The organism is Lysinibacillus antri, assembly GCF_003977595.1.
Classification (GTDB): domain Bacteria; phylum Bacillota; class Bacilli; order Bacillales_A; family Planococcaceae; genus Ureibacillus; species Ureibacillus antri.
In genome coordinates, this window is record NZ_RYYR01000008.1 from 1 (window position 1) to 12,423 (window position 12,423).

At 34.4% G+C, this 12,423-nt stretch carries 12 protein-coding genes; 5 read left to right on the forward strand and 7 right to left on the reverse strand.

The annotated features are described in order from the left end of the window. Nucleotides 1–127: 127 nt before the first annotated feature. Entirely contained in the window at nt 128–1,549 is a 1,422-nt protein-coding gene (aspA, locus tag EK386_RS07295; RefSeq protein ID WP_126658445.1) for an aspartate ammonia-lyase, read from the reverse strand. A gap of 332 nt (nt 1,550–1,881) precedes the next feature. Continuing rightward, nucleotides 1,882–2,835: an oxygen-dependent tRNA uridine(34) hydroxylase TrhO gene (trhO, locus tag EK386_RS07300; protein ID WP_126658447.1), complete on the reverse strand. Its 954-nt coding sequence runs from the start codon at nt 2,833–2,835 to the stop codon at nt 1,882–1,884. A gap of 343 nt (nt 2,836–3,178) precedes the next feature. Between trhO and EK386_RS07305 the strand changes: the two genes are divergently transcribed. The 4 genes from EK386_RS07305 to EK386_RS07320 all read left to right on the forward strand — a co-directional run bounded on the left by EK386_RS07305 (nt 3,179) and on the right by EK386_RS07320 (nt 7,260). After that, the gene (locus EK386_RS07305) at nt 3,179–3,910 is read left to right on the forward strand and encodes a hypothetical protein (protein ID WP_126658449.1); all 732 of its coding nucleotides are present in this window, start codon (nt 3,179–3,181) and stop codon (nt 3,908–3,910) included. Nucleotides 3,911–4,021: 111 nt separating this feature from the next. Further along, nucleotides 4,022–4,765: an RNA polymerase sigma-I factor gene (gene sigI / locus EK386_RS07310; protein WP_126658451.1), complete on the forward strand. Its 744-nt coding sequence runs from the start codon at nt 4,022–4,024 to the stop codon at nt 4,763–4,765. Next, complete coding sequence (locus EK386_RS07315; protein ID WP_126658453.1) at nt 4,762–5,640, forward strand: anti-sigma factor domain-containing protein; 879 nt, start codon at nt 4,762–4,764, stop codon at nt 5,638–5,640. The genes sigI and EK386_RS07315 overlap by 4 nt, the downstream gene beginning before the upstream one ends. A 225-nt stretch (nt 5,641–5,865) precedes the next feature. Continuing rightward, entirely contained in the window at nt 5,866–7,260 is a 1,395-nt protein-coding gene (locus EK386_RS07320) for a nucleoside-diphosphate sugar epimerase (protein ID WP_126658455.1), read from the forward strand. A gap of 41 nt (nt 7,261–7,301) precedes the next feature. Here EK386_RS07320 and EK386_RS07325 read toward each other — a convergent pair whose 3' ends face one another. The 4 genes from EK386_RS07325 to EK386_RS07340 form a co-directional block, all read right to left on the reverse strand. After that, nucleotides 7,302–9,008 carry a sensor domain-containing protein gene (locus EK386_RS07325; protein WP_246027612.1) on the reverse strand — a complete coding sequence of 569 codons (1,707 nt, stop codon included), beginning with the start codon at nt 9,006–9,008 and terminating at the stop codon, nt 7,302–7,304. A gap of 241 nt (nt 9,009–9,249) precedes the next feature. After that, nucleotides 9,250–9,414 carry a transcriptional regulator gene (locus EK386_RS07330; RefSeq protein ID WP_126658457.1) on the reverse strand — a complete coding sequence of 55 codons (165 nt, stop codon included), beginning with the start codon at nt 9,412–9,414 and terminating at the stop codon, nt 9,250–9,252. 1 nt (nt 9,415) lies between these two features. Further along, nucleotides 9,416–9,571, reverse strand: coding sequence for a transcriptional regulator (locus EK386_RS20110; RefSeq protein ID WP_143963528.1), 156 nt, complete (start codon nt 9,569–9,571; stop codon nt 9,416–9,418). A gap of 196 nt (nt 9,572–9,767) precedes the next feature. After that, the gene (locus EK386_RS07340) at nt 9,768–10,196 is read right to left on the reverse strand and encodes a GatB/YqeY domain-containing protein (protein WP_126658459.1); all 429 of its coding nucleotides are present in this window, start codon (nt 10,194–10,196) and stop codon (nt 9,768–9,770) included. Between the two features lie 283 nt (nt 10,197–10,479). On the opposite strand from EK386_RS07340, the gene EK386_RS07345 reads away from it, so the two are divergent. Continuing rightward, nucleotides 10,480–11,508, forward strand: a complete 1,029-nt coding sequence (locus EK386_RS07345; protein WP_126658461.1) for a PTS sugar transporter subunit IIC — start codon at nt 10,480–10,482, stop codon at nt 11,506–11,508. Nucleotides 11,509–11,568: 60 nt separating this feature from the next. On the opposite strand, the gene EK386_RS07350 is transcribed toward EK386_RS07345, so the two are convergent. Continuing rightward, entirely contained in the window at nt 11,569–12,423 is an 855-nt protein-coding gene (locus EK386_RS07350; RefSeq protein ID WP_126658462.1) for a patatin-like phospholipase family protein, read from the reverse strand.

The following is a 12,423-nucleotide window of genomic DNA, read 5'->3' on the forward strand; positions in this document are numbered from 1 at the left end:
TAAGGTAAAACTAAAAGGCATGAGTCCAGTACAGTACCGAACTCATGCCCAAGTAGCTGCCTAATATTCATGTCTAACTTTTTGGGTTCACTTCAATTAGGGTTCTTTCTCTAAATATATGAAACACTTATTTAACTAATTCTCGGCCACCAGCAATACCTGGATGTGTCATTTCAAATGGATCAAGGATTATATCCAGTTGTTCTGCAGTAAGAGCACCCGATTTTAAACAAAGTTCACGCACTGAAGCGCCAGTAGCGATGGCTTCTTTTGCAATTTGTGCAGCCAGCTCATAACCAATATGCGGGTTTACAGCTGTAATAATACCAACACTTTTTTCAACGTATTCTCTTAAGTGCTCTTCATTTGCCTTAATATCAACTAAACATTTATTTGTAAACACTTCAAATACATTACTCATAATAGAGATTGATTGAATTAAATTAAAGAATAATACTGGCTCCATAACATTTAATTCGAATTGACCAGCTTCCGATGCAGCTGAAATTGTTAAGTCGTTCCCCATCACTTGGAAAGCTACTTGGTTTACCACTTCTGCCATAACCGGATTTACTTTTCCAGGCATAATGGATGAGCCTGGTTGACGCGCAGGTAAGACGATTTCAAATAGACCATCGCGCGGACCTGAAGCCATTAAACGTAAGTCATTTGCGATTTTTGACATATTAATCATACAAACTTTTAAATTAGCTGAGACTTCTGTATAGCAATCTGTATTTTGAGTAGCATCCACTAAATGTTCTGCCCCTTTTAACGGTAAGCCACTTAATTCACTAAGATTTCGAACGACTGCTTGAATATAAGTTGGATCGGCATTTAACCCTGTACCAACTGCAGTTGCGCCCATGTTTACTTCATATAGATGTTGTCTTGAAAGTGAAATACGATCAATATCACGTGATACGACACGACTATAGGCTTCAAATTCTTGGCCTAAAAGGATTGGTACCGCATCTTGAAGGTGAGTACGTCCCATTTTAATAATATGACCGAATTCCTTTGATTTTGAGACAAACGCTTGATGCATTGTTTTAATGGATTCTAATAATTGATTCATTAAACTTAAAATTGCGATATGTGTTGCTGTTGGGAAAGCATCGTTCGTTGATTGAGACATGTTAATATGGCTGTTTGGGCTAATAATTTTATAGTTTCCTTTTTCTTCACCCATTATTTCAAGCGCACGGTTTGCAATAACCTCGTTTGCATTCATATTGATTGATGTTCCAGCTCCACCTTGAATCGGATCAACAATAAATTGGTCGTTCCACTTCCCTGCAATTACTTCATCACATGCTTGAATAATATGTTGGCCGATTTCTTTTTTCAACATACCAACTTCCATATTCGCAAGCGCGGCAGCCTTTTTAACAATACCTAAAGACTTAATTAATTCTGGATGAATGCGATAACCTGTAATCGGGAAGTTTTCAATAGCTCTCGTTGTTTGAACACCATAATAAGCATCTTTTGGAATTTGTTTTTCCCCTAAGAAGTCTTTTTCAATACGATACGCTGTATTTGACATTATACTATTCTCCATTTCTCAGATGTAGGCTATTAAAGCTACATAATTTGTTTCTACACTACTAATATATATCAAGATTAGAACAATTTCATCTATTTTTGAGATAAATATTTTTTTATTTATTAGGTCATATATAAAAACATGGAAAATCCATTTAAATTACCTATAAAAAAGAGATGCCCAGAAAGCACTGCACTTTCTGGACATCTACGCTTCTAATGATAAAATACCACTAAAAATCTGTGCTCCTGCGGTAGTAACAATAAATTGTCACTATCCTCGTCGCAAAAGAGGGACGTCCAAAAATCCCTTTTCGGACGTCCCCCCTTTCGCTATACAGTTGTTTCCTCTAACCATTTTAATTGCTGTTGTACGAATTCTGGAGTTAAATTGTGCTTCACAATGTAGCGATTTCGTTCATGTTTAGAGCATTCAATTGTACAACCACCTAAATGTTTTAACTCATTTTCTTCAGAAGCTAAAATTTGTTTATTACATTCAGGGTTTGCACAGTTTACATATCGTTCACAAGGAGTCCCATCAAAATGATCCTTCCCTACCACAACATGCTCTACCTGGTTGATTGGGACAGTTAATCTTTCATCAAACACATACATTTGACCATCCCATAATTGACCTTTAGCCACAGGGTCTTTACCATATGTGGCAATACCACCATGCAACTGACCAACGTCTTCCCCAATGCCTTCACGTTTTAACCAACCAGAAAACTTTTCACAGCGAATTCCGCCAGTACAATACGTTAAAACGCGTTTACCTTCGAATAGCTCTCGATTATTACGTACCCATTCTGGTGTATCACGGAATGTTTCTACTTCTGGGCGAATCGCACCTCTGAAATGGCCGACATCATATTCATATGTGTTACGAACGTCTAACACAACTGTATCTTCTAGTTGCATTTCAGTTAAAAATTGCTCCGGTGTTAAGTAGCGACCAGTAATTTCATGAGGATTGATATCATCTTCCAAGCTTAAATTTACGAGTTCTGGACGTGGACGAACATGCATTTTCTTGAAAGCGTGCCCTTCTACTGGATCAATTTTGAACACAATTCCTTTAAATAAAGGATGTTGCTTCATCATTTCCATATAAGCATTTGTATCTTCAATTGTTCCGGAAACAGTACCATTCATTCCTTCTGTTGCAACTAAAATACGACCTTTTAAATTCAATGCTTTACAGTCAGCTAAATGTGCTGCAGCGAAAGCTTCTGGGTCAGTTATATTTGTATAATGATAATAAAGTAATACTTGATAATTCATTGTTTATTCCACCTATCATGTTTATTTGCAAGATAATTGATAGTATCTTTCGTTTTTAAAGCAAAAAAAATAGCGGTAATCCCGCAACAAGTTTTGTTAGTAAAGTATATTGCTATAACCACGCTATTAGATTAACATACTTTCTTCATCTTCTCTTCAGACCTAAGTTTGAATTAATCATTACCTATTATTCAATTTTTTTACATCTCTCTCCCTCATTCATATCATTCCAAAAACAAATTTCTAAAAAAACTTTTTCTCGACCCCCACAAACTTTCTATCACTCTACGAATAATAAAGTGTCCGAATAAAATGGACAAAATAATCTTAGAGGTGACTAAACATGAAATTCAAAAAAGCAGGCGCAGCAATTATTGTAGCAACATTAACAGTAGCAGGATCAAGTTATGCATGGGCAGATGAAAACCTATTTAATTCAACAGAAGAACAAACGGAAACACAAACAGAAGAAACAACACAAGTGATTACACCTGAAGACGAGACAAATACGACAGAAGATACAACAGTTGAAAATTCAGAAGAAAACGGTACTGACGAAACGGTTACACCTGAAGAATCAACTACAGATGAAGAGGAAGAAACAGATACTACGGAAGAATCGACAACTACTTCACCTGAAGAAGTAAATAAAGATTCTGAGTTCCCTGAAATCCCTGAAGGTTACACAGCTGGAAATCTTATTGCGTTAAAGCAAGCCTATGAGAATGCTGGAAATGCAACGGCTAAAGCGGCTATTTTACGTAATGCCGAAAGAGCTATTGCTAAATTCGAAGCAAAACAAGCAGCATCTAAACAAGTAGACTCAACGGAATCAGAAGTTATCGATTTAACACCGTTCTTAGAAAACACAGAAACAGTGACACCTGTTACAGAAACGAAAGTACAACCAGCACCAGTTGAAACAACAAAAGAATCAGTAAAAGCTCAACAAAAAACTCTTAAAGAAGAACATAAACAAGAGAAAAAAGCACTTCAAGAGAAACATAAAACAGAAAAACAAGAATTAAAAGCGGAACATAAAGCTGAAAAACAAGCGGCTAAAGGGAAAGAGTAAAATTATCCAAAAATATTAAATAATTATTTCAATATATTAAAACCGCTTTTCATTTCCAAGAAAGCCATATACAATCATGGCATTCACTAGATGTGAGAACGGAGGGTATTTATGCTTTTGTCTATTATTCATGGACTATTTAAACCAAAACAAGATATTGGTGAGCTTGCACAATTGGCAAAAGCAGGTAATGAGGAGGTTTTAAACGACCTCCTTTTTGCTCATGCTCCGTTTATGAAAAAAACAGCTTCTTTTGTCTGTAAACGAACAATTGACGAACATGATGAAGAATTTAGTGTCGCTATGCATGGGTTTCATGAAGCAATTCAAAGATATAAAGCTTCAGAAAAGGCTTCTTTTTTAACATTTGCGCATCTCATTATTAAAAGAAGATTAATCGACTTTATTCGAAATGAATCCGCAAGAAAAGAAAGAGTTTATTTAATCGAACCAAGCAACGAAGAATCATCTAATCAGCATTATATATTTGATGAGCAATCCATCCATACATATTCTGAAACCCAACGAGCACAATCCAGAAAAGAAGAACTACTCTTATATAAACAAGCCCTTGCAAATTTTAATTTAACCTTTGAAGAGCTAACGAAATGTTCGCCAAAGCATGAAGATTCGAGGAAAACTGCATTTTACATTGCTCAAATCGTTGCACAATCGGAAGAGCTATATAGCTATCTGGACAACAATAAAAAACTTCCGATTAAACAGCTTGAATCTTTAGTGGAAGTATCTCGAAAAACAATTGAACGCCATCGCAAATATATTATTGCTGTGGTGATCTTATTAAACAGTGATTATACGTATTTGAAAGATTACGTCAAAGGAGAAATCATATGATGCGCACATATAGAGGAATTGTTTGCGAAAAAAACAAAAATGATATGGTTTTCATGACGGATCAAGGTGAATTTCTTCGTGGCATTCCTCTTGTCGCAAATGCTGAAGTTGGCGAGGAAGTAGAATTTCAACTCGTTACCTCTGCCCCACTTCGAAATAAGAAATTGAAATTATTTGTGGCTGCCCCAGTTTTGGCCGCTGCGATTGTTTTACTTCTCCTAACCTCAACCTTGTTTACAAAAACAGCGAATGTGTATGCATATATTCAACTAGAAGGCGAAACATCCATTGAAATTGGCATAGATGAGGATGGTAAAGTAATTTCAGTGAGTTCTGATAATCAAGAACTTCCGCTTGACCATTGGAAGGACCAACCAGTAGATCAAGTACTAGCTGATGCAATAAAACAAATCGCGCCCAACAATGAGGATTATGAAATCAAAACAAAATTTGAAAAACAAGATCAATCGGAATTAAATTCGTATATAGAAAACACCGTTAAAGAAAGCAAAGAGCAAATCAACAAGCCAGTTCAAAACATACAAGAGAAGATCGAAAAAGAAGGAACGATCCCTGAGGACAATACACCTACAGAGATACCTGATGAAAATAATGGTAATAATACGAAACAACAACAACCACCATCGAAAGTACAAGACGAAAACAACGGAAAATCGAATCAAGAAAAAACAAATAACTCGAACGCAGAAATTAAAAAATCCGATAACCATTCAAATCAAAGGGAAAATAAACAAACGCCAAATAACAATAACATAGAAAAAGAACACCTTAATAAAGATAAGGAAATTAAAACGAACGACAAATCAAATGGTCCACAAAATAATAAGCAGAAACAACCACATCAAGAAGAATAGAAAATCAGGGAGGCGATCATGTAGCTTCCCTTTTTAATAGAAATGAACAGTGGACTATAGGACAGTTCTAATTATGCATCTACCTTAATATAATTATAATATGGTGGCCCAAAAACTCGAATTTTGCATACTAATATTTCGTACATTGATTTTCTTGGGCACTACAATACTTTTTTATTTTGCTAATTCCTTTGAAAGTATATAATAGGTTAATGGAGGTATACGATGCTGAAAATAAAAAATATAGAATTTATAAAAACGGTTTATGATGAATCTCTTTCACATAATATCTTTTCAATTGCGAATATTCAATTCTCAAATTATCCTCCCATTAACGGAGCTCTACTTTACTGGAAAAAGAACACATCTCGCGCGGAGTTTACTCCTGAGGGGGATTTTAAATTTTTCTATGATATGGCAAACATTACATATTACGCTTCTGTTAAGTTTCCAAAAAATATAAAATTAACCCGTGATCAAAAACAAGAACTAGCTTATATTTTACTGGACGAACGAGGCTCAATCGGTACTTATAGTTTAAAAACCCATCCTAGCCGAAAGAAAAAATTCAATCCTAAGACATCACTAGCAAAATTAAATATACCGAAAGATTTTGACGTAAAATCCATTCCTTCTTATGTTGGACCAATTATTGATGACCTTGATATGAATGTATTGCTAGAGGCAAACCCACATCTATCTAAAAAGTTTATTCATGATTATTGCTTTTGGCGTTACAACTTAGTCAAAATGCATCCCAATGAATTTGAGCGCTATTTAGACTATGTTGATTTTTCATATATTTGTTATGCTTGTGATACGCTAACGGAGAAATACTTAATCGATCATTTAGATCAAGTCGATGTTTCTTCCTTACAATACAATTACCCTGTTTTATCTCGTCTATCAGCATCCTTTAAAAAATTTATTATCGATGAATTAAGAAGTCAAAATGTCAAAATGAATCAACATTTTGAAGAAGAGATTGATTTATTTATAGAAGACGATACGTATTTTAGTGAGTATAGTACGATCCATCTACTAGATGATGAGAATGATTTCGATGAGGAAGAAGAAATAACAGAATTTCAATTTTTCGAATTCGATCGCGGTCAATATAAATGGCTAGGAAGCGAACACATGGTAAAAGGAATTCCTTCTCTTGCAAGTCAAATATATGATGACATGGGCTATAAAAAGCCATCTAATAAAGAAATGGATATGATGTTTAGTAGCTATAACAAAAAACAGAAACAACTGGTTAGTGCGATTATAGAACCTCATTGGTTACATCGATATCGCGAAAAATTAGACTGGACAACTATTTGTCAATATAACGTATATTTAACAGAAGATTTTTTAAATGCCCATCTACAGTATATTGATTTTGGGGCACTCGGAAATAATCTATGGTGCGAACTCTCAGAAGCTTTTATCGAAAAGCATATGAACCAATTTAATCATAATAAGCCAGTCCCAATCATTATTCGCCATTTAACCGAACAATTATATTTAAATTATAAACATATGATCAAAGTGAACTCTGACCTACTTTATCAATATTACGATTCAATTGGAAATGATGAATATGAGAAGTTACAAAACTTAATAAGCGAATAAAAAAATCAGGAACATTGGCATTCAATGTTCCTGATTTTTATTTATATGAGTAAGCCTTCAATTTTCATTGTAAATTCTTGTACATTAAGGGGTTTACTAAAATAATACCCTTGTACATATTCACAGCCATATTCCTTTAAAATTTGCAGTTCTTCCAGTTTTTCAACACCTTCTGCAACAACTTTAAGATTTAGCGCGTGTGCTAATGAAATGATAGCCGCAACCATTGATATTCCCGATTCCCCCTCGCTCATATTCACAATAAACGAGCGATCAATTTTCAAAATATCAATTGGGAATTCCTTTAAAAAGCCAAGAGAACTATAACCAGTACCGAAATCATCAATCGCTACCGTTAACCCTAACGCCTTTAATTGTTTAATTTTACTCAGTACATCTTCATTATGGTCCATCATGCTCATTTCAGTAATTTCGATTTCTAAATTATGTGCATCTACACCTGTTTCATCCATAATTTCAACGAGACGGTTTATAAAATTAACTTCTTGAAAATGAATTGGCGAAATATTGATGGCAACATGCAAATCAAGGCCAAATTGTTCTTTCCATTGTTTGATTTGTAGAGAAGCCTTACGTAACACCCATTCGCCGATATCGCAAATTAAACCGCAATCTTCAGCGAATGGAATAAATTGATTTGGTGGAATCTGTCCTAATTCTGGATCTTTCCACCTTAACAATGCTTCCATTCCAACCATTTTCTCAGTTTTTACACAAATTTTAGGTTGGTAATACAATTCTAGTACGTCATTTTTAATTGCATGATGTAGTTTTGATTCAAACATGAGTGCATGGTCATTTAAACCGTTCATATTTTCTCGGAAAACTTGATATTGATTTCCCCGCTTATTTTTCGCTGCATACATCGCTACATCGGCACTAACCATTAAATTTTCCGCATTATTCCCGTGATCAGGAAAAATGCTGATCCCGATACAAATACTTGAATAGAACTCGTAATTATTAAAACTAAACGGTTTATTAAATAGCTGCATAAATTTATTGGCCATATAATCCACTTGAGCTGCATCCTCTAATAAAAATACAAACTCATCTCCATTGAGACGATAAAAAGAATTCCCTGATTTATCAAGTGTTTTAAAACGCTCCGCAACTTCGATTAGGAATAGATCCCCTACATTATGACCAAGCGCATCATTAATATTTCGGAAACGATTCACATCAATAAAAAACAGCGCAAACTTACTATTTGTTTGGCGACTTGCATCGATTTGTTTTAATAATCTATTTGATAAATTCCGTCGATTTGGTAAGCCTGTTAAATCATCGTGATTCGCAAAGTGTGTTAAAATATTAATGTTTTTTTGAGCAGTTATATCTGTTCGGATTGAAATATATTGATAAGGCTTCCCCTTTTCATCTAAAAAAGGAACGATTGATGTTTGTACCCAATAATGAGAACCATCTTTTGCTTTATTACAAATTTCACCGTGCCACGTATGACCATTACCAATTGTTTTCCACATTTCTTTAAAAAATGACTTTGGATGTATGCCTGAATTTAAGATTCGGTGGTTTTGTCCGATTAATTCTTCTCTAGTATATTTTGAAATATCACAAAAGCGGTCATTTACGGCTGTAATATTTCCCTTACGATCGGTTACTGCAAGAATAACAGATTTATCAAGTGCTGCTTTAATGTCTTTTAGTTCTTCATAACTATGATCCATTAAAGAGGTTTGAGTTGAATGAATGTCGTTTTTCACAAATGGCCCTCCATTCATTAAGTACATTCCAATATATCAATATATTAGCATGTGAGTTAACGATTATTTCGTAATTATAATACCTAATGCAAATAAATAATAGTGTATTGTCGAAATTTAAATAAACATTGTCATTTATGTCGAATTTTCAGTATAGTAATATACTACTAATCTTACTAATGAAAAACAACCCTACTTGCATAGAAACAAGTAAGGTTGTTAAAAGAAGGTGCTATTTAAATTAATTTTCAATATCACGACCTCTTTTCTGTTCGGCTCGTTCGTTATATGCATCTAATTGTTCCTGTGACAAGTTCAAAATATAATAGTGGAAATTGATTGGCTCTAAACCATGTTGTTGGCATGCTTGTTTGTAATATTCATAACCGATACGATAGTCACCCATCTTACATTCTTCCTTTCATTTCACGTGCTTGTTCATTGAATTGATCTAACTGCTCTTGTGATAATTGTTGAACATAATAATAAAAATTAATTGGCTCCAATCCAAAATCCTCACATTTTGTTAAGTAGTATTCATAACCTTCTCGATACATTGACATTTTTCATCGTCCCTTTCTTTTGTGTACTATAACAGTATTTATTTTGTGTTTTTAATATAGTACAGAATGCAAACAGTGTCAATAAGTTTTCTAAAAATTTTTAAAAGTTAATGTAGGCTTTAAATGTTGGATGAACGCCGTTACTGCTACACATATAAAAAACTCACGTAAATACGTGAGTTCCTAAAAGCACATCTTATGAAATTAAACTTTTAACCACTTTGGAAATCGTCGCCCCATCTGCTTTTCCAGTTAATAATGGTTTTGCAATCTTCATTGCATCGCCCATGTTCATACCTGTTGCGACACCAGCTTCTGTTAACACCGCCACAATTTCTTCTTCTGAAAGTTGTTTTGGTAAAAAGCCTTTTAATAGTGTTAGTTTTGCTTCTTCTTTTTCAATAAGATCTTCACGATTAGCTTGTTTTGCACCATCTAACGCTTGATTTGTTTGCTTAATTTCACGGTTTACAATAGCAATCTCTTCTTCTGTAGTTAGAACTGCACCTTTTTCTTTCTCTTCTTTATCTAACGCAGACTTTAATAAAGTTAGTACACCTTTTGATAATGCGTCCTTTTCTTTCATTGCCTTTTTTAATTGTTCAAATACTGTTTCTTTTAACATTCGAATCTCTCCATTCCTTACTTCCATAAGTAAAAATATACATGGAAATCGCTATGAATTCCAATTGTAGCTTTATAATCTTCCATATTCTTATCCTTTAATTTAATGAAGTTTTCACTTATTAACGTTTATACTTTTTAAAAACGTTTTCACGCTCTAAATTTTCTTCAATTTCTATACACAAACAATTATCTGAAAATTGTAAGTTGAATTAATTTTCATAACTTATATAATAATCTTACATTCGACATCGAGATTTACAACAAGAGAGGATTTGAGTTACATGAAAGATTTTTTTAATAAATTATTAACTGGGATGAGTTTAGGGATTGTTGTTTGTTTAATTCCAAATGCTCTCGTAGGTGAAATATTAAAGCTTTTCATTCCTTATGCTCCATTTTTAGAAACTGTTCTAAACGCGTCTGTAATTGTGATGAGCTTACTACCAGTCGTTATTGGGGTTATGGCAGGAATTCAATTTAAATTATCACCCATTCAAACTTGTTCTGTTGGACTAGCTGCATTTATTGGATCTGGTGTAACAAATATTATGGAAGACGGTACTTTAACAATCGCGGGCATTGGCACTGTCATTAATATCGCCTTTACAACAGCATTGGCAGTATTATTTGTACAATTTTTAGGAGCGAAATTGAAAGATTGGACACTGTTAGTCATGCCAGCATTAACAATTTTCATTCCTGGATTAATTGGTCTAGCAGTATTGCCTTATGTAAAAAATGGTTCTTTATTCATCGGTGAAGTAATTATGTATTTAACGGATTTACAACCTGTTATTATGGGTGCTTTAATTGCTATGATATTTTCTGTATTAATTATTTCTCCGATTTCAACAATTGGCGTGGCAACGGTAATTATGCTTTCTGGAATCGGAGCAGGTGCAGCGAATTTAGGAGTTTGTGCTTCAGGTGTTGGCATGTGCATCGCAAGTTACCGTGCAAATAATTTTGGTACTGCCCTTGCACACATTGCTTCAGCAAAAATTCAAATGCGAAATTTCTTTATGAAACCAAAAATTGCCCTACCCATGATTATTACAGCAGGTATTTTAGGTGCTCTTGCCGGTTTATTTGAAATCGTCGGCACACCATATAGTGCTGGTTTTGGCCTTGCGGGATTTGTAGGTCCATTGAAGTTTTTAAATTTAGCTGGCTGGGACGTGGCTAACATCGTACTTTCAACCACTTTATTTATTGCCTTACCGTTTTTACTAAATACAATGCTTTTAAAACTATTCGAAACAAAGTTACATTGGATTAGTTCCGATGATTATAAAGTAAATTACGAGTGATGTCGTTTTGCTAGTCAAAGAAAAATAACCATTCTGCGGATTTTTGCAGAATGGTTATTTTTATAGAAAGGATTTCAATTGCTGCAACCCATCATTCCCAAGTTTATAGCCCATTTGATACCCTTTTTTCATGTTTACAAGATTCTTTTCCATACTATTTAACGCAAATTCTGGGCGGAAAATAATTGCATTTCCCTGCTTTTCAAGTTTTTCGCACAGTTCAATGGTTTCATTGTACTTATCCACTCGTGCTTCCATCTGTTCTACTAGCTTCGGATATTTTTTTCGCAAAAGACGGATGACCCATTTACTTTGGCGATCCATTTCTTTTCTATATCCTTTTGGTCGCGTCAAAATAATGACATGCTTATCATAGCCGTCTTCTAATGCTTTTCGAATTGGGATTGGATCGGCCAAGCCACCATCAAAATAGGGTGTGTCGTTAATTTTGATTTCGGGAAACAGTAACGGAATGGCACAGGTTGCGCGGAGCATCGTACATTGACGATCCATCTCGAGTGCATTCATATACTCAATTTCCCCTGTGATTGCATTGGTTACCCCAAACAATACCGTCCCATCATGTTGTTGATATGTATCCCAGTCAAATAAATCTAATTGATTAGGAACGACATCGTAGGCAAAATTTAAACCAAATAAACTTTTTTCTTTTATAAAATTGCGAAATCCCATATAGCGTTTATCATGGCGATAATCCGCTAATACGCGAAATGTACGTTCCTTCTGTCTAGATACGTAAGAACAGGCATTAATCGCTCCAGCAGAAATTCCAATAATATAAGGCATCATCAGTTTATGATCTAAAAAGGAATCTAATATGCCCGCTGTATAAATTGTACGAAACGTGCCACCTTCTAAAATTAAGCTACAATCTTTTGGTTTTATTATGTCCAT